Annotated in this window: 23 protein-coding genes; 21 read left to right on the plus strand and 2 right to left on the minus strand. The window is 38.7% G+C overall.

Annotated features, from left to right (window positions below; all coding sequences use genetic code 11):
* The first annotated feature begins 26 nt into the window (after positions 1-26).
* The 3 genes from ACTJKC_RS24300 (at position 27) to hflX (ending at position 2,787) form a co-directional block, all read left to right on the plus strand.
* Positions 27-611 carry an anthranilate synthase component II gene (locus ACTJKC_RS24300; protein ID WP_187592650.1) on the plus strand — a complete coding sequence of 195 codons (585 nt, stop codon included), beginning with the start codon at positions 27-29 and terminating at the stop codon, positions 609-611.
* A gap of 62 nt (positions 612-673) precedes the next feature.
* On the plus strand, positions 674-1,510 hold the full coding sequence (gene trpC, locus ACTJKC_RS24305; RefSeq protein WP_440796114.1) for an indole-3-glycerol phosphate synthase TrpC: 837 nt from the start codon (positions 674-676) through the stop codon (positions 1,508-1,510).
* Positions 1,511-1,596: 86 nt separating this feature from the next.
* Positions 1,597-2,787 carry a GTPase HflX gene (hflX, locus tag ACTJKC_RS24310; RefSeq protein ID WP_344852258.1) on the plus strand — a complete coding sequence of 397 codons (1,191 nt, stop codon included), beginning with the start codon at positions 1,597-1,599 and terminating at the stop codon, positions 2,785-2,787.
* A 234-nt stretch (positions 2,788-3,021) separates the two neighbouring features.
* Here hflX and ACTJKC_RS24315 read toward each other — a convergent pair whose 3' ends face one another.
* On the minus strand, positions 3,022-3,378 hold the full coding sequence (locus tag ACTJKC_RS24315; protein ID WP_440796117.1) for a four helix bundle protein: 357 nt from the start codon (positions 3,376-3,378) through the stop codon (positions 3,022-3,024).
* 218 nt (positions 3,379-3,596) lie between these two features.
* Between ACTJKC_RS24315 and rbfA the strand changes: the two genes are divergently transcribed.
* From rbfA to ACTJKC_RS24340, 5 genes are all read left to right on the plus strand, one after another.
* Positions 3,597-3,974 (plus strand): 30S ribosome-binding factor RbfA, encoded by a 378-nt coding sequence (gene rbfA, locus ACTJKC_RS24320; RefSeq protein WP_440796119.1) that lies wholly within the window; start codon positions 3,597-3,599, stop codon positions 3,972-3,974.
* Between the two features lie 6 nt (positions 3,975-3,980).
* The gene (gene trhA, locus ACTJKC_RS24325; RefSeq protein WP_440796121.1) at positions 3,981-4,610 is read left to right on the plus strand and encodes a PAQR family membrane homeostasis protein TrhA; all 630 of its coding nucleotides are present in this window, start codon (positions 3,981-3,983) and stop codon (positions 4,608-4,610) included.
* A 6-nt stretch (positions 4,611-4,616) separates the two neighbouring features.
* Positions 4,617-5,303, plus strand: coding sequence for a peptidoglycan DD-metalloendopeptidase family protein (locus ACTJKC_RS24330; RefSeq protein ID WP_440796123.1), 687 nt, complete (start codon positions 4,617-4,619; stop codon positions 5,301-5,303).
* A 248-nt stretch (positions 5,304-5,551) separates the two neighbouring features.
* Positions 5,552-6,205 carry a TonB family protein gene (locus tag ACTJKC_RS24335; protein WP_440796125.1) on the plus strand — a complete coding sequence of 218 codons (654 nt, stop codon included), beginning with the start codon at positions 5,552-5,554 and terminating at the stop codon, positions 6,203-6,205.
* A 9-nt stretch (positions 6,206-6,214) separates the two neighbouring features.
* Positions 6,215-6,604, plus strand: coding sequence for a hypothetical protein (locus ACTJKC_RS24340; RefSeq protein ID WP_440796127.1), 390 nt, complete (start codon positions 6,215-6,217; stop codon positions 6,602-6,604).
* Here ACTJKC_RS24340 and ACTJKC_RS24345 read toward each other — a convergent pair.
* Positions 6,596-7,465 (minus strand): diacylglycerol/lipid kinase family protein, encoded by an 870-nt coding sequence (locus ACTJKC_RS24345; protein WP_440796129.1) that lies wholly within the window; start codon positions 7,463-7,465, stop codon positions 6,596-6,598. The genes ACTJKC_RS24340 and ACTJKC_RS24345 overlap by 9 nt on opposite strands.
* Positions 7,466-7,523: 58 nt before the next feature.
* On the opposite strand from ACTJKC_RS24345, the gene ACTJKC_RS24350 reads away from it, so the two are divergent.
* The 13 genes from ACTJKC_RS24350 to rfbA all read left to right on the plus strand — a co-directional run bounded on the left by ACTJKC_RS24350 (position 7,524) and on the right by rfbA (position 20,623).
* Complete coding sequence (locus tag ACTJKC_RS24350) at positions 7,524-8,498, plus strand: App1 family protein (RefSeq protein WP_440796131.1); 975 nt, start codon at positions 7,524-7,526, stop codon at positions 8,496-8,498.
* A 420-nt stretch (positions 8,499-8,918) separates the two neighbouring features.
* Positions 8,919-9,899, plus strand: a complete 981-nt coding sequence (locus ACTJKC_RS24355; RefSeq protein WP_440796133.1) for a DUF6427 family protein — start codon at positions 8,919-8,921, stop codon at positions 9,897-9,899.
* A gap of 155 nt (positions 9,900-10,054) precedes the next feature.
* Positions 10,055-10,789 (plus strand): type III pantothenate kinase, encoded by a 735-nt coding sequence (locus ACTJKC_RS24360; protein WP_440796135.1) that lies wholly within the window; start codon positions 10,055-10,057, stop codon positions 10,787-10,789.
* Positions 10,770-12,083: an OmpP1/FadL family transporter gene (locus tag ACTJKC_RS24365; RefSeq protein ID WP_440796137.1), complete on the plus strand. Its 1,314-nt coding sequence runs from the start codon at positions 10,770-10,772 to the stop codon at positions 12,081-12,083. The genes ACTJKC_RS24360 and ACTJKC_RS24365 overlap by 20 nt, the downstream gene beginning before the upstream one ends.
* On the plus strand, positions 12,083-12,655 hold the full coding sequence (locus tag ACTJKC_RS24370) for a hypothetical protein (protein WP_440796138.1): 573 nt from the start codon (positions 12,083-12,085) through the stop codon (positions 12,653-12,655). The genes ACTJKC_RS24365 and ACTJKC_RS24370 overlap by 1 nt, the downstream gene beginning before the upstream one ends.
* Before the next feature lie 277 nt (positions 12,656-12,932).
* The gene (locus ACTJKC_RS24375; protein ID WP_440796140.1) at positions 12,933-15,005 is read left to right on the plus strand and encodes a SurA N-terminal domain-containing protein; all 2,073 of its coding nucleotides are present in this window, start codon (positions 12,933-12,935) and stop codon (positions 15,003-15,005) included.
* 65 nt (positions 15,006-15,070) lie between these two features.
* Positions 15,071-15,586, plus strand: coding sequence for a DUF2480 family protein (locus tag ACTJKC_RS24380; protein WP_440796142.1), 516 nt, complete (start codon positions 15,071-15,073; stop codon positions 15,584-15,586).
* 101 nt (positions 15,587-15,687) lie between these two features.
* Positions 15,688-16,461 (plus strand): DUF3108 domain-containing protein, encoded by a 774-nt coding sequence (locus tag ACTJKC_RS24385; RefSeq protein ID WP_440796213.1) that lies wholly within the window; start codon positions 15,688-15,690, stop codon positions 16,459-16,461.
* Positions 16,462-16,463: 2 nt separating this feature from the next.
* The gene (locus ACTJKC_RS24390; RefSeq protein ID WP_440796215.1) at positions 16,464-17,027 is read left to right on the plus strand and encodes a DUF3109 family protein; all 564 of its coding nucleotides are present in this window, start codon (positions 16,464-16,466) and stop codon (positions 17,025-17,027) included.
* Positions 17,028-17,238: 211 nt separating this feature from the next.
* The gene (rfbB, locus tag ACTJKC_RS24395) at positions 17,239-18,291 is read left to right on the plus strand and encodes a dTDP-glucose 4,6-dehydratase (RefSeq protein WP_440796144.1); all 1,053 of its coding nucleotides are present in this window, start codon (positions 17,239-17,241) and stop codon (positions 18,289-18,291) included.
* Positions 18,291-18,839 (plus strand): dTDP-4-dehydrorhamnose 3,5-epimerase, encoded by a 549-nt coding sequence (gene rfbC / locus ACTJKC_RS24400; protein WP_440796146.1) that lies wholly within the window; start codon positions 18,291-18,293, stop codon positions 18,837-18,839. The genes rfbB and rfbC overlap by 1 nt, the downstream gene beginning before the upstream one ends.
* Positions 18,836-19,699 (plus strand): dTDP-4-dehydrorhamnose reductase, encoded by an 864-nt coding sequence (rfbD, locus tag ACTJKC_RS24405; RefSeq protein WP_440796148.1) that lies wholly within the window; start codon positions 18,836-18,838, stop codon positions 19,697-19,699. The genes rfbC and rfbD overlap by 4 nt, the downstream gene beginning before the upstream one ends.
* 63 nt (positions 19,700-19,762) lie before the next feature.
* Complete coding sequence (rfbA, locus tag ACTJKC_RS24410) at positions 19,763-20,623, plus strand: glucose-1-phosphate thymidylyltransferase RfbA (RefSeq protein ID WP_440796150.1); 861 nt, start codon at positions 19,763-19,765, stop codon at positions 20,621-20,623.
* Positions 20,624-20,807 lie beyond the last annotated feature (184 nt).

Raw genomic sequence — 20,807 nt, forward strand, 5'->3', positions numbered from 1 at the left:
ATGGATGATGTAAATAAAGATATATAATGGAAGATATAAATAAAAAAACCGTATTGGTTATCGATAACTACGACAGTTTTACCTACAATTTGGTGCATTTAATTAACGAAGTTGGTTATGAGGCCGAAGTTTGGAGAAACGACAAGTTCGATTTAGCCGATGTAGATAAATACGATAAAATTTTGCTTTCACCAGGACCTGGCATTCCTGAAGAAGCAGGCTTGCTGTTGGATGTCATCAGAACTTACGCGCCAACAAAGAGTATTTTTGGGGTATGTTTAGGTCAGCAGGCCATTGCCGAAGTTTTTGGTGGTACCTTATTAAATCTGGGCAGGCCAATGCACGGAATTGCCACACCGGTAACGGTGGTAGATGGCGATGAGCCTTTGTTCTGGGAATGTCCGCAAACCATAAATGTTGGTCGTTACCACAGTTGGGTGGTGAGTAAAGAGAACTTTCCTTCGTGTTTAAAAATCACAGCAAGAGATCACAAAAGTGAAATTATGGCGTTAAGGCACGAAACATTGGACGTGCGGGGCGTACAGTTCCACCCCGAAAGCGTACTTACTGAGTACGGCAAGCAGATGATGGAGAATTGGTTGACTGCTTAACCCCCTAGCCCCCTTAAGGGGGGACTAAATGCTGTTAACAAGAATTAAATTAAAATTAATCTATGCAAAATAACATGAACGATGGAACGAAAAAGTCCCCTTCAGGGGATTTAGGGGCGAATATTTTAGATAAAATCGTATTACGTAAAAAAGAAGAAATCGCGGCAGCGAAAGCACTCGTTTCTATCAATGATTTAGAGCATTCGGTGCATTTTAAAAGAAAGCCTTATATTTTTAAAGACTTCTTACTGGCAGATGATCGTACCGGTATTATTGCCGAATTTAAGCGCCGATCACCTTCAAAAGGTTTAATTAACGGCATTGCCGATGTTGCGGAAGTTACACAGGCCTACAATGCAGCAGGTGCATCTGCACTTTCGGTACTGACGGATGTAGATTTCTTTGGCGGTAAAACCGACGATATTTTGGCTGCAAGGGCTGCAAATAACATCCCGATCCTAAGAAAAGATTTTATGATCGACGAATACCAGATTTTAGAAGCCAAAGCCTGGGGCGCTGATATTATTCTGTTGATTGCGTCGATATTAACCCCGCAGCAAATCAACGATTTTGGGAAATTTGCAAAAGATTTGGGCTTAAATGTACTTTTAGAAGTACATAACCTCGAAGAACTGGAACGGAGTATCTGCCCTAACCTAGATGCCATTGGGGTAAACAACAGAAACCTGGCCGATTTTACCGTTAATATCCAAACCTCTTTCGACCTGGTGAATAAAATCCCTGATGAGTTTTTAAAAATCTCGGAAAGTGCAATTAGTAATCCGCAGACCATTAAGGAACTAAAAGCCGCGGGCTTTAACGGGTTTTTAATCGGCGAAAATTTTATGAAGACCGATAATCCGGGAGCTTCTATTAAGGAATTTGTAGCGCAGATTTAGCTTATTCTAAACCTCGCAGGTTTCGGAAACCTGCGAGGTTTGAGCACAAAATACGTTGGCAAATTTCGTATCTTTGTACCAATTACATGGGAAAACAAAAATTATATGATACTGCCGTTGTGCAGGAACGGGCAATTTTAGTTGGTGTGGTTACACCTGGCGAAAAAGAAGCCCAAACAAAAGAATATTTAGATGAGCTGGCCTTTTTGGTTGATACAGCTGGCGGGAAGGTAGAAAAGGTTTTTACACAAAAAATGTTAAAGCCAGAACGTGCTACATTTGTGGGTACAGGTAAGCTCGAAGAAATTAAAGCCTACGTAAAATCGGAAGAAATTGATGTGGTGGTTTTTGATGATGAGTTATCTCCATCGCAACTGCGCAATATCGATCGCGAGCTTGGTGTGAAAGTATTGGACAGAAGTAACCTGATCCTCGATATTTTTGCGAACAGGGCCCAAACGGCACAGGCAAAAACTCAGGTAGAGCTGGCACAGTTACAATATGTTTTACCCCGCTTAACGGGTATGTGGACCCACTTAGAACGCCAGAAAGGTGGTATCGGGATGCGCGGACCGGGTGAAACCCAAATTGAGAGTGACAGGCGTATTATTTTAAATAAAATTTCGCTGTTAAAAGAGCGTTTAAGAAATATCGACCGTCAGAACGAAACACAGCGTAAAAACCGCGGTCAGCTGATCAGGGTGGCTTTGGTTGGTTACACCAACGTGGGGAAATCCACCATTATGAACATGCTTTCCAAATCGGAAGTGTTTGCTGAAAATAAGTTATTTGCAACCCTGGATACGACTGTTCGCAAGGTAGTGATCGAAAATTTACCTTTCCTGCTTTCTGATACTGTTGGATTTATCCGCAAACTCCCTCACCATTTGGTAGAATGTTTTAAATCTACTTTAGATGAGGTACGCGAAGCCGATTTACTGATCCACGTGGTAGATGTGTCGCATCCTAACTTCGAAGATCAGATTAACACGGTTAACGAAACGCTGAAAGATATTGGCGCGATTGATAAAGACATGATTTTGGTTTTTAACAAAATTGATGCCTACGTTTCGCCAGAGGTTGACAGTGAAGAGGATGATGGAAAGCTTACTTTGGAAGACTTTAAGAAAAGCTGGATGAGTCATGATAAAGTGCCGGTATTGTTTATTTCGGCTACCCAAAAAGAGAACTTAGAAGAGTTTAAAACGTTATTGTACGATAAGGTTAAAGCTGCGCACGTAGCAAGATACCCGTATGATAGTAACCTTTTATATTAAATGATCAATCACCAATTTTCAATGATCAAACCGAAAGGGGAATAAGGACCAATGTTCAAATTCCAATGATCAAACTGAAGCGTTGTTGGAAAATAATCAATAATCAAATCACAATGATCAAACTAAAGCACGTGGCTTAAAGTTACTTGGAAAATGATGATTGGAAATTGTGATTTGCTAATTGCAATTTGAACATTGGTCATTGAACTTTGATTATTGTTATTTGGTAATTGGTCATTGTGATTTTTTAATAATTGCATTAAAAATTAGCATGAGTTGATTGGCTTCATCTATGAGAAGTAATTTTGTAGGTTCTAATTCTTTTTTATCTTCGATATCGATTAAATTAAGCCAAAGTTTGGTTTCTTTTGATTCTTTTCGGCAGATTTTGATGCGATAGATAAAGTCAGCTTTGCTTAATGATTCGTTGGCTTCAATATAATTTGCAGAAACAGATCCCGAAGACCTAACAACCTGCTTAATATCCTGAATATTAATAATATTATGGGTAACTTTTTTACAATATGACCTAACTGATTGGGCAAACAGGAAAGTCCTTTCTTCAAGATTAAAATTTGCTCCGTTGCCCATTAATTAAATATAAGTATTTTTACAAAAAATCAGCGGCAGTGAACTGCCCTAATATTTTACATTTTTAATATATTATCAATCTCATTTGTAGTTCAAAAACAGATTATGGTCTGATAATTGACTATTTGGATTGATGATTTTAGAACCTTATCAATTTAATTTTATCGGCTGTAGATGGTCTGATAATTGATTATTGGTAATTGATAATTATAAACATTATGGAAAGTAAACGTCAGCAGAAATTTGCAGGAGTATTACAAGAGGAGTTGGCACAGGTTTTTCAGCGCGAGGGTGCTGCATTTTTGCCAAATACATTGGTTACCATTACGCGTGTTAGGGTTTCGCCCGATTTAGCCGTAGCCAAGGTGTACCTGAGCTTTTTTAATACCAATAATACCACACTTTCTATCAATACCGTAAATGCACATTCGGGCGAGATCAGGTATAAACTGGGCAGCCGTATCCGCCATCAGGTAAGGGTGGTGCCAGAGCTTACTTTCTTTGTAGATGATACCAATGAATACGTAGAGCGTATGGATCATCTTTTTGATAAGATTGCAAAAGAACCAAGGCAAAAAGACGAAGACAGCAAATAATTTTTTGTGAGGAAACTAAGGGAACCCGTTAATTTCTTCACACACTTTATCCCGGCATTGATTGCGGTTCCGGCAGGATATGTATTGCTTCAGAAGTGCCATACACCGATCGAATTTACTGCAGCCTGGATTTACAGCATCGGTACTTTTATTCTTTTCGGTGTAAGTGCCATGTATCATGGTTATCCGGCTACCGATTATGGCGTTCGTTTTTGGCAGAAATTTGATCACTGCTGCATTTATCTGATGATAGCAGGTTCTTATACACCAACAGCCTTATTGGTTTTTGATGGCTGGCTGCGCTGGAGTTTGTTCGCTATTGTATGGATTATCGCTATTGCGGGCTGCCTGCTCAAAATATTTAACCGCTTAAAAAGTACAGCCATATCGTTATCCATTTATGTTTTGATGGGCTGTTTAATTGTGCCTTTGCTACAGAAAATGCTGGTTACTTTGCCTGTCGGTGCAATTTTCTGGCTGCTTTTAGGAGGCGTTTTCTATATTGGCGGAACCTATTATTATGCGAGGGATAAACAACTTTCCAGATGGATGCACAGCCACGAACTTTGGCACCTGTTTGTAATTGGAGGGGCACTGTCACATTATATTTATAACTTCGTTTATATCTTTAAATAATTGCAGATGCGAACTTTCGATCAGGTTATTCAATCCAATGCATCATTCATCCAAAAAGTTGTCGATTTTGATGTAAAACACGATCTGCTTTTGGCTTTAGATTTTACTGCGGGCAATACTGAATTAACAGACGAAAGTCTGGATGATACGGATCTGTTTTCGGATTGGGTAAATAAAAAACTTGCAGAAAATAATGCCCGTTACGGCATTGGCGGTTACAACGAGCACCGCACCATTTATTCGCGCAGTGCACATTTTGACACCGGAGAAGAACCGCGAAGGTTACATTTAGGCGTAGATATCTGGGGACCAGCAGGAACACCGGTCTACAATTTTTACGATGCCACAGTTCAAAGTTTTGCAAATAACAACAACTTTGGTGATTATGGCGCTACCATCATTCTAACTTACGAAATAGACGGTTTTAAATTTAATGCCTTATACGGACATTTAAGTCTTTCATCATTAAACGGACTTGAGGAAGGTAAATTTATCCCTTGTGGAACTAAAATAGCCGAGCTAGGAGCTAAAGAAGAAAATGGCTACTGGCCGCCACATCTTCATTTTCAATTGATCGAAAATATGGATGGATTAAAAGGCGATTATCCGGGAGTATGTAAGTTTAGCGAAAGGAAAAAATACCTGGCCAACTGCCCCGATCCGAATTTAATTTTGAAGGCTACGTTTTTGTAACCGCAAAGATCCTGTGACTCCGCTCAGGATGACAAACCGCCTGAGCTTATCTGAGCGGAGTGCAACGTAGTCGAGAGATCTTATTGAAGCGGATCTCTCCATTCCGCTGCGCTTCAGTCGAGATGACGGTCTGAATTTAACTGGCTGATTAAACCTTCTTTTCTCCACTAAAAACTTTGCGTTTTCTGTGGTAAACTGCTTTAGTCTTTCAGCCTTATGCTTTCAGCTTTTTTTAGTAAATTAGTACAATGAAAAACCTGTTCACCCTTTGTTTAATTTTTTGCTGTTCGCTGGCTATGGGCCAGGTTCAGTTTAAATCGGGTAAAAATGGTTTTGTCAATTTTTTGAGAGAAAATACCGTTTATCCCCGGTTTTCTAAAGATAACTGTGTTCAGGGCACAGTGAACGTAAGTTTTAAGCTTGATGAACAGGGAAAGGTTTATTTTTCAAAAATAACCAAAGGCATATTATCTGACCTCGATGAAGAAGCACTGCGTTTAGTTCGGCTGAGCAGTGGCAAATGGCAGGTTCCCGCGGGTTACGATACTACTGTTTCGATTATAGTTCCGGTTAACTTTGTACTTTCAGGATATAATTGTGAGGGAAAATCGAGCGAAGAAATGCAGGAGGCCATCCGGAGTTATCAGGCGGAAGAGGCTTTGACTAATTCGGTCATTAATTTTTATAAAAATATTGATCAGGCTAAACCCGGACAGGAAGTTCAGATTATTGCCATTAAAAATCAACTGGGCATTGATGATGAATATTTAGATGACCGGATAAAAATGGGTTTGAAAAAAATTAAGCAAGGCGATAAACAGGGTGCCTGCGAAGATTTTATCTTTGTTAAATATATGGGCAGTAAAAAAGCTGATGATTATCTGACCCAGTATTGTAAGTAGAATAAATTAATGAAAAACACCACCCGATTTTTTGCCTTGCTGGATATCATTAGCATTGCCTTGCTGGCCAAACAATTTTGGCAGATTTTAACACATTTAAATGAAATTCCAGATCAGATACTATCGCAGGCTAAAGTAATTTTACTGTTGCCCCTATTTGTGTCGCTTTTTATTTCTGCACTGGGTTTAATTCTGTTCAAAAAATTCGGTTTTATCACCTATTACATTCAGTTTCCCTTCCGTTTAGTGGTTTGGGTATTTTCAATTGGTTTTATTACGTATTTGCCCGAAATTTTAAGCCTGGGGGATCGCTGGTTTGATATTTTATTCCGTGTCTGCTTTATTGCAGAATTTTTCAGGTTATATTTTACAATCAGGATTCACCGCGCCTCATTCTGATTGGCCGGGTAAAACCACGGTTATGGCAGCCGGTAAAATTTTTGCCTCAACGGTATTTACTTTGCCAATATATTCTCCATCTACCTGGAAATGCGCCTGATGTTTAGAAGAAATTTTCACCTCAGCTGTTTGAAAAACCTCAATTTTTTTGGGGTTAAAAGGCAATTTTGTGATCCATATCTTTAATATTTCGAGGTAGGAATAATCTTTTACCAGCACCACCTCAAAAAGTTCATCGTCCAGTTTCCCGTCAGGGTTTATCTTTAATCCCGAACCATACATGGTTGCATTGGCTATGGCCACCATGGCCGCTTTTGAAGTAACCGTTTCATCTTTAAGCTTCAGTTGCACTTCCATGCGGCGATGGTTCCACAGGGCGTGCCAGGTAGCCTTTGCATAGCCCCACATGCCGCGCTCGGGCAGGGTATCAAATTTCTTTACCAGATAGGCGTTAAAACCCAGGTCGGATAAATGGATACAGATTTCATCGTTCAGTTTAACCACATGAATTTTTTGCAACAGGCCTTCCTCCAAAAGGGCCAAAGCCTCTTCAATATCAGTAGGTATGCCCAGTTCTTTCGCCATTCCATTGGCCGATCCTGCCGGGATAATCCCGATAGGCGTTTCGGTATTCAATAAACATTCGGCTACAAGCTTCAATGTTCCGTCGCCGCCAACTGCCACCACGCGGTCGGCTTTCGAACTGGTAATTTTTGCCTTTATCTTATCTAAAGAGCAGTCTTTTGGCAATTCGAACAGATCAACTTCAGTATTTTTTGCATCGAAATATGCAGAAATTACTTCCTTTAAGTTTATATCGTGACTTCCAGAGCCTGGATTGATGATGAACAGTAATTTCATTTTGGTTACCTTATGTTTACCTCACAAACAACTTTTAATAAACTCTGTTTTAATAACAATGAATAAATCTGTTAGTGTAAAAGTATATCACGGTTATGGTCACGAGCAAAATTTGGTTGTTTATGGTCACGTTTTTAAGCATAAGGCAAAAACAGAGCAGGTTTACAGCAACAATATCTTTGTAAATATCATTTATCTCCTGAAACTTTTTATTTTAAAACCCTATGCTTTTGCAGAGGTGCGCCTGCAGTTTTTTGATCAGACGATTTATAACAAAACAGAAGCTGATGGCTTTTTTAAATTCGAATGGAAAGCAGAACATAATATCCCGGCAGGCTGGCACGATGTAAAGGTAGAAGCGCTAGATGCTGATGGAAAGGTTTTAAATATTGGCGATGGTAAAGTTTATGTACCTCATATTACGCAGTATGCCTTCATTTCTGATGTGGATGATACCGTTATGGTTTCGCATTCGGCAACCATCGGCAGGCGGTTAAGGGAGCTTTTTATCAAAAACCCGCATACCCGGAAAACTTTTCCTGCCGCGGCCAGTCATTACCAGCAGCTGGCCTTATCTCATACTGATCCCGAGCAACCAAATCCCTTTTTTTATGTAAGCAGCAGTGAGTGGAATTTGTACGATTACCTGATCGAAACTTTTAAGTTTAACAAGTTGCCCGATGGCGCTTTTCTATTAAATACCTTAAAAAGATGGAAAGACCTCATTAAAACAGGCAAAACCGGCCATGAAGGAAAACTATTAAGGGTAATGCGCATTCTGGATGCCTTTCCGAACCAGAAATTTGTGTTTTTTGGCGATAATTCGCAGCAGGACCCTGAAATTTACAGCTCGATAGTAGAAAAATACCCCGAAAATATCGAAGCGGTTTATATCCGCAATATCCGGCCTAAAAAAGCAGAAGAAACCATGACTTTACTTAAAAAAGTAGAAGATAAAGGGGTGAGGGCTTGCTTATTTAACAATAGTGAAGAAGCAATTGAGCATTCTAAAGCAATAGGATTGATTCGATAGTTTTTGGAGCGCAACGGTTGTGCTCATCGGGTTTAACTGTCCCGCTTTTCTTCCTGCCCCGATGAAATATCGTGGGCATCCATTCAATCGGGGCTAAATACAAAGTTTTTTGCTAATGGGAACAGGCCACAGTTCAATAAACCTGGCAGGAGCGGGCACCGAACGCAGTGAGGTAAAGCGGATGGCAGGGCTGCCTTAACCAAAAAGAGCCGGAACCTGCTTTCCAAAAAATAATAGATTTGCCTTTTCTTCTACCTCATTCAACTACCAAATGGTCTTCGACTCCGCTCAGACTGACAATTCTACAAATCCTCGCTTTAAGCTTTCGTCTTTCCGCTCAGCGCCTACCGCTCTCCACTCTTCATCTTTCTTCCCTACTCTTAAATTATTTTCTTTACTTTGCCTACTCTTTAAAAAGGCATGATTAATCAGTTTAGAAAGCTAAATCCAATTAACCTCGTATTCTTGCTGGCGTACACGTTTTTCTTGCGTATGGCCATCTTTTACGAAATACCTGCGCATTTGAACTTCGATTTTTTAGAACCTTTTGCAAGGTTGTTGATCAATGTAGATTTGGAGAATGCCTTTACACCATCTACCAATATTTTTATTGCGGGCATACTGGTGTACATCCAGGCATTAATTTTTAACCGCATCGTAAATAACCACAATTTATTGGGCAAACCCAGTTTTTTGCCCGGTCTGATGTTTATAACCGGAACGAGTTTGTTTATGCCCTTCATGATCCTGTCTCCGGCATTGATTTGCAATTTTCTGCTGATCTGGATTATCGACAAATTTTTAAAACTGGGTAAAAGCGCCAACTCAATCAACACGGTTTTCGATATCGGGATGATTATTGCCGTAGGTACGCTGGTGTATTTCCCTTTTATGGTGATGTTGTTTATGATCTTTTTAGCCTTGTTGCTTTTCAGGTCGTTTAACTGGCGTGAGTGGGTAGCCGGACTGATCGGATTTATTACCGTATTCTTTTTTCTTGCGGTATTTTATTACTGGAATGATAATTTAAGTTCATTTTACCAAATCTGGAAGCCATTGGGCAATAAGTTTCCTTCTGTGTTTAAAATCAACTATAACGATTACCTGGTGCTGATTCCGGTGGCGGTAATTATTATACTGGCATCTTTACAGCTGCGCGAAAATTTCTTCAGGAGTTTTATCAGTACAAGGAAAAGTTTCCAGCTGCTGTTTTTTATGTTTATCGTTTCTGCAGCGAGTTTTTACCTGAAACCCGATTTCAGAACATGGCATTTTTTACTCTGTGTACCGCCCGGTGCGGTGCTGCTGGCCTACTATTTCAGCAATGCCAAAAAACGCTGGTTTTACGAAACTTTGTTCCTTTTATTTGTACTTTCTATCCAGTATTTTCTGTTTGTTTAACCTTTTTTAACAAATAACTAGAACGAAACTTGACAAAGATTAATAGCTTTGTGCATGATTTTAGAATTGAAGCCTTTTAGGTTTTAATCAGATGGATAAAAAATGGAGTCATTGGAATTTCTAAAGAACATATTATTTGCAAAGGGAGATTTTAAATGCGCAGGTTAAGCATTGATATTGGAAATTCTGCTGCTAAGGTTGCAGTTTTTGCAAATAAGGAAATTGTTCACCATCAGCGTTTCAATAAACTGGGCATCATTGATTTAGCGCAGCTGATCGAAAAATTTTCGCCTGCAAAATCCATCATCAGCAGTGTAAGCCAGGAAATTGGGCCACTGGAAGTATTTTTAAAGAAACATACCGAGTACATCCGTTTTTCAACCTTGTTGACTAATGGCGTACAAAACAGATACAAAACACCTGTTACTTTAGGCTTGGACAGGTGGGCTGCAGTTTTAGGTGCAAACGGATTATACCCCACAAGCGCAAGTTTGGTGGTAGATGCCGGAACCTGTATTACCTATGATGCCCTAACCCGATCGAAAGAATATTTTGGCGGCAGCATAAGCCCGGGCATTAAAATGCGTTTTAAAGCGGTACACGAATTTACCGGCCGGTTGCCTTTGGTAGAATGGAATGAAAAAGAAGGGATAGAGGAAGGAACCGATACCCTGTCGGCAATTAAAAACGGTGTTTTACAGGGAATAATAAATGAAATTGAAGGCTTTATTGCCCTAAATAATAAAAAAGAAAGTGCCTTAAAGGTGATTATAACAGGTGGCGATGCTAATTTTTTGTATAAGCAATTACAAAACAGCATCTTTGCGCCTCAAATTATAAAAGATCCCTACCTGGTATTAAAAGGATTAAATGAAGCTATTGCAGATTAAAATGTACAGAAGAATAAATTATATTGCAGCCATACTCGTTCTAGTTTGTGGTTTTGGTGCGCAGGCACAGGTTACCACATCATCACCATATTCAAGATATGGGCTTGGAAATATAAAAGGATCTTTATTGCCTCAGTTTAGGGCAATGGGTGGTATTTCTACTGCTGTAGGCAAAGTTACCGGTTTCAATAACATCAATATGCAGAACCCTGCATCGTATGCAAGCATCAACTTAACTACTATTGATATTGGCATGAGTGCCAGTACAACCAATTTAACCAGGGGTAATTTAAGCGAATCAAGCTTTAATTCTACTTTCAGTCACCTGGCATTTGCAGCCCCTGTTACAAGAAGATCAGCCCTGAGTTTTGGTATTTTGCCTTATTCTGATTTAGGTTATTCTTATAAAAGCACTACAAAAGTTGATACCACAACATTAAATCAGCTTTACGAGGGTGAAGGCGGTTTATCAAAAGCTTATCTGGGCTATGGTTATCGTTTTGGCGATCACTTAAGAATTGGGGGTAACTTAGAATATATTTTTGGTAACCTGCAAACTACACGTGCAACCGAATTTCAGTCGGCAGGTGCCTTAAACGCAAAACTTCAGAATAAAAACAGTGTTGCAGGATTAAATTACTCTTACGGAATCCAGTATGATTTTAATGTAGGCAAGAAAACATTGGTTACTTTAGGTTATTCTGGTAGTACTTCGGGTAAAATAAATTCTACACAAACATTCTTTGCTACACAATATACCAGAGATCAGGACGGCAATGAAAATACAGCTATTGATACTTTGAGCTCAATCAACAACGGAAAATCAAGCCTTACTTTACCATTATCACATAATTTTGGTATCGCTATCCAGGAAAACGATAAGTGGTTAGTTGGTGCCGATTTTAGAATGAGCAAATGGTCAAAAACCAGTATCAATGGTATAAACCAGGGCTTGCAGGATAGTTGGGGAGCATCATTGGGTGGTCAGTGGACACCTGATGCCTACTCTTATAACAGTTATCTGAAACGTATTGATTATCGTTTGGGCGTAAACTATGATAAAACATATATCCGGATCAACAATCAGGATATTAAGCAAATGGGCGCATCATTAGGTTTTGGTTTCCCGTTACCAACCGCAACAGGTGGTACTGCATTTTATAAAATCAATTTTACAACAGAAGTTGGACAAAGGGGGACCTTAAACAATAACCTGGTAAAAGAGCAGTACATTAACTTCCACTTAGGCTTTACTTTAAACGATACCTGGTTCCGTAAGTACAGGGTTGATTAATGAAACTTAGCGCAGTTTTATATGGTTTGTTTCTGGTGTTGCCTATATTTTTGGCATCATGTGGAGACGACGATCTAAAAAATGCAAGTTCAGTTTCTATAAATAAGACAATCTTATCGCGCGACAGAACAATCGGGGTTGATATTACTTACAGCGATTCTGCAAGGGTAAAAGCAAAAGGATATGCCCCAATAATGGATAAGGTTACGCCTGCCAACGGAAGCTCCTACCAGGAGATGGTTAAAGGCGTAAACATCGATTTTTATAATCCTAACGGAACCATTGACGGAAACCTGGTTTGCGATTATGCCATCAGGAAAGATGCTGAACTTAAAACCGAGTTCAGGAAAAATGTGGTGGTGAAGAACAGCAAGGGTGATACTTTCTCTTCTCAGGAACTGATCTGGGACGAATCAAAAAAATATTTCTACTCCAGCCAGCGCGTGTATGTAAAAGGTGCCGATGGCAGTATCGGTGAAGGGATTAATTTTAAAGCTCCTCAGGATTTTAGCACTTACGAAATGGACAGCGGCAACGGAGAGCTGAATATGAAAGAAGGCGTGGCGCCTTAGTAAAAATGATTGGATGAGAGAATGGTGAACTAATTGAATGTTTTATTGGATCTATTTTTTTGATATTTTTCAATAATTCTTTAATTCAGTCCTCTCCTAATTCTGTCATTCTATCAATCAATAATTCATTCCTTCCATCATTAATAAGAGACTTCCATTCCCTTAATAATTAAGCGCTTGATAAATAAAATTTTGTATTTTCTTTTTTAATGCAAATTTGTATCTTGCGCCCTCTTAAAAAAGAACTAAATAAATTTATAATTACAATATGGGATTAATGACATTTTTGCGTAACCGTGCGGGCTACATCCTGGTCTTCGCAATCGGTTTTGCAATTGTTGCATTTTTAGTAGGTGATGCAATTAACGTGGGTAAACCTTTTTGGTCGGCAAATCAAAAAGTTGTAGGATCTATTGATGGTAACGACATCAATATAGACGAGTTCGGTCCAAAAGTTGATCAGGGCGTAAACCAAATGAAACAACAATATGGCGGTAGTGCAAATGCACAGATGACTGCTATGGCGGTAGATCAGGCATGGAACGCAGAGCTTGCAAAAGTTTTGTTAACCAAAGAGTATGATCGTTTAGGTTTAACCGTATCAGAAGATGAACTGTTAGATTTATTACAAGGCCAGAATCCCAGCCCGCTGATTAAACAATATTTCTCGAACCCTCAAACCGGACAGTTAGACCGTGCTACTTTGATGAACTTTCTGAAATCGAAAGAACCTCAGGCTTTACAGCAATCTACCATGTTACAGGAAGAGATTAAAAACCAGGCATTACAGACCAAATATTCTAACTTGATCCGTAACTCGGTTTATGTAACTTCATTAGAAGCTACAGATGAATATAACAACCGTAATAAACTGGCTAACTTTAAATATGTTAGTTTAGATTATGCCTCTGTTCCTGATAAATCGGTTAAATTAACTGATGCTGATTATTCAGAATATTACGATCAGAACAAGGCACGTTTCAACAATCCTCAGGAAACCCGTGCTTTCGAATATGTTACATTCAGCATCAGCCCAAATAAGGCAGATTCATTAGCAATCAAAACTCAGGTTGATAAAATTGCTGCCGATTTCCAGGTGGCTAAAAATGATTCACTTTTCGCAGCAATCAATTCAGAAGTTAAAGTTCCGTTTACTTACTTAACAAAAGGGAAATTAGATCCTGCAATTGATTCAGCAGTGTTCGCTTTACCTGCAGGTAGCTTCTACGGTCCGAAATTAACCGGTAACTCATACAAAATTATTAAAGTTGTTGCTACCCGTATCTCTCCTGATTCGGTAAAAGCAAGCCACATCTTGATCGATCCTGCTAAAGTAGGTGGCGAAGATAAAGCAGTTAAATTAGCTGACTCATTAAAAGCATTAATTTTAAAAGGTGGCAACTTTGCCGAACTGGCTAAAAACTACAGTGTAGACGGTTCGAAAGATAAAGGTGGCGAATTGGGTACTTTTGCACGTGGTGCAATGGTTCCGGAATTTGAAAACGCTGCTTTCGATGGTAAAACTGGTGATATTAAAGTGGTAAAATCACAATTTGGTTACCATGTAATTAAAATCGAAAAACAGATCGGTTCTTCTAAAGTAGCTAAACTGGCTTATGTAGAGAAAGCATTGGCAGCAAGTAGCAAAACACAGGCAGCAGCTTATAAAGCAGCAAGCAGTTTCTTAGCTGATGTAAAAGGTAAAGATTTTAGCAAGTTTGCAACCCAAAAAGGATTAAAAGTAGGTGTGGCTGATAAAGTTGCACCAACACAAGGATTTGCAGCCGGTTTAGATAATCCGCGTAAACTAATCCAGGATGCTTATGCAGCAGATAAAGGTGATGTATTACCAGAAATTTACACCATGAGCAATGCTTATGTGGTAGCTCACTTAACCAACATTAGTCCTAAAGGTATTCTATCATTGGCTGATGTGAAAAAAGAAATCGAACCAATGGTAATCAATGCGGTTAAAGCAAAGCAATTGAAAGAGAAACTGGCTAATGCAGGTTCTAACTTAGATCAGGTTGCTGCTAAAGTTGCCCGTCCGGTTAACCCAGTTCAAAATGTTGTATTTGCCAACCCGGTAATTCCAGGTGTTGCACAAGAAAATGCTTTAGTAGGTAGTGTATTTGGTTCGCAGCCAGGTAAAGTATCTGCTCCTGTTCAGGGCGAGCGCGGTGTATATGTGTTTACCGTTGATGGTTTTACAAATCCCGCTCCAATTGCAAACATGTTTAAACAAAAAGAAAGCATGTTGTTAAGTTTAGGTCAGCGTTCATTAGGATCAGCTTTCCAGGCTTTACAGGAAAATGCCAAGATAAAAGACAATCGTGTGAAATTCTATTAATCAGAAAATACGTAATTTTGTAACCGTTCCGATAAATCTTCGGAACGGTTTTTTTATTTAAGGCCATGGAAATTCAAGAGAACATTGTTAATAAAGTTGCCAGCAGCGGTTTAATCACCTTAAACCTCGAAGACTTTTACCATAAAGGCGAAAGAGTTGTATATGATATTGTAGATAATCTTTTTCATGGCTTAATGCTGAGAGAAAAAGATTTCAGGGCTTTTATCAAAGATCACGATTGGGCACAATACCAGGATAAAAACGTTGCCATTACCTGCTCTGCAGATGCCATTGTTCCTACCTGGGCTTATATGTTATTGGCCAATAAATTACAGCCTTACGCCAATGAAGTAGTTTTTGGTGGGCTGGATACTTTAGAAGCAGTATTATTTACCAAAGCTTTGTCTAAAGTGAATCCGCAGGATTATGCTAATGAGCGTGTGGTGGTAAAAGGCTGCGGCGACATCGATATACCTGTTTCGGCTTATGTAGAAATTACCAATTTGCTTTCTCCGGTGGTTAAAAGCATCATGTTTGGCGAGCCGTGTTCTACCGTACCTGTATATAAGCGAAAAGATTAAATTTTGGTTTGCTTTTTGTATATCTTCATAGAGAAAAGAATTTGAGTGGATTTTAAAAAAACCTGTTCTTTCTCAACCACACACAAATGAATACAAAAGCAATGAAAAATATATTGATAACCCTAACGGCCAGCTTATTTAGCCTTTTTGCAGTGGCTCAGGAACTTCCGCTGAAGAAAGATGCTGTATTTCAGGAAGGCGAAGTTTTACAATATAAGCTCAGGTATGGGTTTATTACAGCAGCAGAAGCCACCATTAAAGTAACCAATTCTGATTTAAAGTTTGATAACAGGCCTACCTATAAACTTACTGTTGATGCGCAGACTTCAGGTACTTTCGATATTTTTTATAAAATAAGGGATCATTACGATTCTTATATTGATAAAACTGACCTTTTGCCATATTTCTATCAGGAGAATATCCGCGAAGCCAGTTATAAGCGTCAGGATAAAGCACGTTTTAATCAGGACGGAAAAAAAGTAGTTTCGAACAGGGGAACATTTACCACGCCAACAAACCAGACTTTTGATCTTGTTTCGGCCTATTATTTTGCCAGAAGTTTGGATATCAGTAAAATAAAAGTTGGCGATAAATTTAAACTGAACTATTTCTTAGGTGATGAAATTTCAGCACTGGAGGTTGAATATGTTGGTAAAGAAACCGTTAAGAATAAACTAGGCAATATCCGCTGTTTAAAATTCAGTCCTTCAATAAAGCCTGGAAGGATTTTTAAAAAAGACAGCAGGTTGTACCTTTGGGTAACCGACGACGGAAACCGCGTACCGGTAAAAGCTCAGGTAGAAATATTGGTGGGCGCGGTAACCATGGAATTAAAATCGGCCGACGGCCTTAAATACGCTTTAGCGAAAGAATAATGATGATAGAAGTTGAACAGGTGCTGGTGCACGAAGATGTGTTGAAAGAAAACTTTGTTTGTAATTTAAGCAAGTGCAAAGGGATTTGTTGTGTAGAAGGCGATTCGGGCGCACCTTTGGATAATGATGAGAAAGCTATTTTGGAAGAGATTTATCCGAAGATCAAACACCTGTTAAACGAAAAAGGCATTAAGGCCATTGAAGAACAAGGCGTTTATGTTGTTGACGAAGATGGCGATTTAACGACTCCATGCGTTGATAAAAATAAAGAGTGTGCTTATGTGCTTTTTGAAGGTGGAATTACAAAATGCGCCATCGAAAAAGCTTATGAGCAGGGAATAGTTGATTGGCAAAAGCCAATTTCTTGCCACTTATACCCTATCCGCATTACCAAATACCCTGAATTTGATGTATTGAACTACGATCGCTGGCATATCTGTCACGATGCCTGCACCTTCGGCCGTGAGCTTAAAGTACCCGTGTATAGTTTTTTAAAAGGACCACTTATTCGTAAGTATGGGGAAGAGTGGTTTAAAGAATTAGAAAGTTCTGTGGCGGCGATGTAAGCGCTCAAATCTAAAGATAGATTATATCTATGCTTTATTATAGAATATCTATTTTAATCATTAGCTTATCTATTTTTTATGGAAAGATAATGGCCCAAAGCTTGCTAATTGCTTCTAAATTATTTTGTTTAGTTTTTAGCTTATGTCAAAATTAAGTTGTTTTTTGTATAAATCTAACTTACTTTAGCGAATTGAAAATCATTTAATAACTGTGAAAAAAATCTTAATCACTGGTGGTGCGGGCTTTATTGGCTCCCATGTAGTCCGCCGTTTTGTCAATAACTATCCTCAATACGAAATTGTTAATTTAGATAAACTTACCTATGCCGGTAATCTTGCTAATTTAACAGATATTGAAAACAAGCCAAACTATAGATTTGTAAAAGAAGATATTACAGATGCAAATGCGATGTTTGACCTGTTTAAAACAGAAAATTTCGATGCAGTGATTCATCTTGCCGCAGAAAGCCATGTAGATCGTTCTATCTCTGATCCAACAGCTTTTGTAATTACCAATGTAATTGGCACAGTAAATTTATTGAATGCAGCCCGAGAATATTGGAAAGGCGATTACGATAAAAAACGTTTTTACCATGTAAGTACCGATGAAGTATATGGTGCTTTAGGTGAAGAAGGTATGTTCACTGAAACCACTGCTTACGATCCGCATAGTCCATATTCGGCTTCAAAAGCCAGTTCAGATCACTTTGTGAGGGCTTACCACGATACCTATGGCATGGATTGCGTTATTTCTAACTGCTCTAACAATTATGGTTCTCATCATTTTCCAGAGAAACTGATTCCGTTAGCCATTAATAATATTAAAAATAATAAACCTGTACCCGTTTATGGTAAAGGAGAAAATGTACGCGATTGGTTATGGGTAGAAGACCATGCCAGGGCAATCGATGTGATTTTCCACAATTCAAAAACTGGTGATACCTATAATATTGGTGGCCACAACGAGTGGAAAAATATCGACCTGATCAATTTACTTTGTACCATCATGGATCAAAAATTAGGTCGCGAAGCTGGGGAATCAGCTAAACTAATCACTTATGTAACCGATCGCGCTGGTCATGATTTACGTTATGCCATTGATTCGAGTAAGTTGCAAAACCAATTAGACTGGGTACCAAGTTTACAGTTTGAAGAAGGGTTAGCGAAAACGGTTGATTGGTATCTGCAAAACGAAGACTGGTTAAACAATGTAACCTCTGGAAATTATCAATCTTACTACGAACATCAGTATAGCAATAAATAATGGAAATTGAACAAACAGGATTAAAAGACTGCCTGATTATTAAACCAAGGGTATTCGAAGATCCAAGAGGTTATTTTTTCGAAAGTTTTAACCAAAATACTTTTGAAGAAAAAACAGGTTTATCAGGTCGGTTTGTTCAGGATAATCAATCCTATTCTTCCTATGGTGTAATCCGTGGCTTACATGCGCAGACAGGAGAGTTTGCTCAGGCAAAACTGGTTCGTGTAACTAAAGGTGAAGTACTGGATGTTGCCGTTGATGTACGCCCGAGCTCACCAACTTATGGTAAACATATTGCCGTACGTTTAAGCGCTGAAAATAAATTGCAATTATACATTCCAAGAGGTTTTGTACATGGCTTTTCGGTATTAAGTGAAACAGCAGAGTTTTTATATAAATGTGATAACTTTTTCAATAAAGCTTCCGAAACCGGAGTGATTTATAATGATTCGGATTTAAATATTGATTGGTTGATACCGGAAAAAGATCAGGCTGTTTCAGAAAAAGATTTGCTTTTAAAACCATTTGCCGAACTACAGCATATATGAGTAAAATATTAGTAATTGGTGCCGGCGGACAATTAGGCCAGTGCTTGAAGGTAGTTGCAGAGCGAAGAGTAATTACTGAAATAGTTTTTCCGCCCGAAAAAGACGCAAATATTTTAAATGAAAGTGGCTTAAATGATCTTTTAGCAAAAGAAAAACCTGCTTATGTGATCAATTGTGCTGCTTATACTGCCGTTGATAAAGCAGAAGATGAACTTGATTTGGCTAAAGCCATTAATGAAACTGGCGCAGCTTATCTGGCTTCAGCTTGTTTAGCCAATGATGCAACATTAGTACACGTTTCTACCGATTTCGTTTTCGAAGGAAATGAAGTAAAATTGCTTAAAGAAGATGATGAGGCTAAGCCGATCAATGTTTACGGTTTGACGAAACTTGATGGAGAAAAAGCTGTTGCTTCTATATTACCTGCTCATTTCATTATCCGTACCAGCTGGTTATATTCTGAATATGCTAATAATTTCGTAAAAACCATGTTGAAGTTTGGTGCCGAACGCGATGAATTGAATATCATTGCCGATCAGGTAGGTACACCAACCTATGCTATCGATCTGGCAAATGCTATTTTTGATGTGATTACTTCTTCATCTTCAGCTTACGGGATATATCATTACAGCAACGAGGGCGTAACCTCATGGTTCGATTTTGCCAGGGCAATTTTTGATATCAGTGAAACAGCAGTTAAAGTAAATCCTATTCCAGGATCTGCTTATCCAACTAAAGCTACCCGACCGGCTTTTTCGGTAATGGATAAATCTAAAATAAAAAATACATTTAAACTTAATATTCCTTATTGGAGAGATAGCCTGGTGGAGTGTATAAAACAAATTGACAATAACAGATAAAAAATATAGATCATTAGGATGAACTATTTACTCCAATCTAATGTCTCAAATCTCAAATCTAATATGAAAGGTATAATTTTAGCTGGCGGCAGCGGAACGCGTTTACACCCTTTAACTTTGGCTTGTAGTAAGCAAATGATGCCGGTTTACGATAAACCGATGATCTATTATCCATTATCTACATTAATGTTGGCTGGGATAAAAGAAATACTCATTATCTCTACCCCACACGATCTTCCTAATTTCGAGAAATTATTAGGTGATGGCGCTTCATTAGGCTGTAAATTTAGCTATGCTGTGCAGGCAGAACCTAATGGACTGGCGCAGGCCTTTGTAATTGGTGAAGAGTTTATCGGTAAAGATAAGGTAGCACTGGTGCTTGGTGATAATATTTTTCACGGTGATGGCATGGCGAAATTATTACAGGCCAGCTCCGACCCAGATGGAGGTGTAGTATTTGCTTATCAGGTATCAGATCCTGAACGTTATGGTGTAGTTGAGTTTGACGCCGATAAAAAGGCCATTTCAATTGAAGAAAAACCTGTTCAGCCAAAATCTGATTATGCAGTGCCAGGATTATATTTCTACGATAATGAGGTAGTCGAAATCGCAAAAAACATCAAACCTTCTCCACGTGGTGAGTACGAAATTACTGATGTAAACCGTGTTTATTTAGAGCGTGGTAAATTAAAAGTAGGCGTGTTAAGTCGTGGTACTGCCTGGTTAGATACCGGAACATTTACCTCTTTAATGCAGGCAGGTCAATTTGTGCAGATTATCGAAGAACGCCAGGGCTTAAAAATCGGATGTATTGAAGAGATTGCCTATCGCATGGGCTTTATCAATGCAGAGCAGCTTAAAGCTATTGCTACCCCATTGGTTAAAAGTGGTTATGGTAGTTATTTATTAAAACAGATTAAGTAATTTTTATCTAAAATATCCTTGTTAATCTCCGGTAACTATACTTGTACTTACCGGAGATTTTATTTTTATAGCTTTGTCATTCTAAGCGAAGCGAAGAATCTTTCAATATATAAAATCTTTGTTTAGCTAAATCCATCTTTTCGTATTTTGCTTTTTAAGATTTTGTGACCCAAGAATTCCTCCA

The organism is Pedobacter sp. 22226, from assembly GCF_052045455.1.
Classification (GTDB): Bacteria; Bacteroidota; Bacteroidia; order Sphingobacteriales; family Sphingobacteriaceae; genus Pedobacter; species Pedobacter jeongneungensis.

Bases quoted from the DNA above. Each gene is read 5' to 3' on its own strand.
- ACTJKC_RS24345 (WP_440796129.1), bottom strand. From the start codon at position 7,465: ATGAAATTACTGTTCATCATCAATCCAGGCTCTGGAAGTCACGATATA.
- rbfA (WP_440796119.1), top strand. From the start codon at position 3,597: ATGGAAAGTAAACGTCAGCAGAAATTTGCAGGAGTATTACAAGAGGAG.
- ACTJKC_RS24390 (WP_440796215.1), top strand. From the start codon at position 16,464: ATGATAGAAGTTGAACAGGTGCTGGTGCACGAAGATGTGTTGAAAGAA.
- rfbA (WP_440796150.1), top strand. From the start codon at position 19,763: ATGAAAGGTATAATTTTAGCTGGCGGCAGCGGAACGCGTTTACACCCT.
- trpC (WP_440796114.1), top strand. From the start codon at position 674: ATGCAAAATAACATGAACGATGGAACGAAAAAGTCCCCTTCAGGGGAT.
- ACTJKC_RS24355 (WP_440796133.1), top strand. From the start codon at position 8,919: ATGATTAATCAGTTTAGAAAGCTAAATCCAATTAACCTCGTATTCTTG.
- ACTJKC_RS24375 (WP_440796140.1), top strand. From the start codon at position 12,933: ATGACATTTTTGCGTAACCGTGCGGGCTACATCCTGGTCTTCGCAATC.
- ACTJKC_RS24360 (WP_440796135.1), top strand. From the start codon at position 10,055: ATGCGCAGGTTAAGCATTGATATTGGAAATTCTGCTGCTAAGGTTGCA.
- ACTJKC_RS24350 (WP_440796131.1), top strand. From the start codon at position 7,524: ATGAATAAATCTGTTAGTGTAAAAGTATATCACGGTTATGGTCACGAG.
- ACTJKC_RS24365 (WP_440796137.1), top strand. From the start codon at position 10,770: ATGAAGCTATTGCAGATTAAAATGTACAGAAGAATAAATTATATTGCA.
- ACTJKC_RS24330 (WP_440796123.1), top strand. From the start codon at position 4,617: ATGCGAACTTTCGATCAGGTTATTCAATCCAATGCATCATTCATCCAA.
- rfbC (WP_440796146.1), top strand. From the start codon at position 18,291: ATGGAAATTGAACAAACAGGATTAAAAGACTGCCTGATTATTAAACCA.
- ACTJKC_RS24335 (WP_440796125.1), top strand. From the start codon at position 5,552: ATGAAAAACCTGTTCACCCTTTGTTTAATTTTTTGCTGTTCGCTGGCT.
- ACTJKC_RS24315 (WP_440796117.1), bottom strand. From the start codon at position 3,378: ATGGGCAACGGAGCAAATTTTAATCTTGAAGAAAGGACTTTCCTGTTT.
- ACTJKC_RS24340 (WP_440796127.1), top strand. From the start codon at position 6,215: ATGAAAAACACCACCCGATTTTTTGCCTTGCTGGATATCATTAGCATT.
- ACTJKC_RS24300 (WP_187592650.1), top strand. From the start codon at position 27: ATGGAAGATATAAATAAAAAAACCGTATTGGTTATCGATAACTACGAC.
- ACTJKC_RS24385 (WP_440796213.1), top strand. From the start codon at position 15,688: ATGAAAAATATATTGATAACCCTAACGGCCAGCTTATTTAGCCTTTTT.
- ACTJKC_RS24380 (WP_440796142.1), top strand. From the start codon at position 15,071: ATGGAAATTCAAGAGAACATTGTTAATAAAGTTGCCAGCAGCGGTTTA.
- ACTJKC_RS24370 (WP_440796138.1), top strand. From the start codon at position 12,083: ATGAAACTTAGCGCAGTTTTATATGGTTTGTTTCTGGTGTTGCCTATA.
- hflX (WP_344852258.1), top strand. From the start codon at position 1,597: ATGGGAAAACAAAAATTATATGATACTGCCGTTGTGCAGGAACGGGCA.
- rfbD (WP_440796148.1), top strand. From the start codon at position 18,836: ATGAGTAAAATATTAGTAATTGGTGCCGGCGGACAATTAGGCCAGTGC.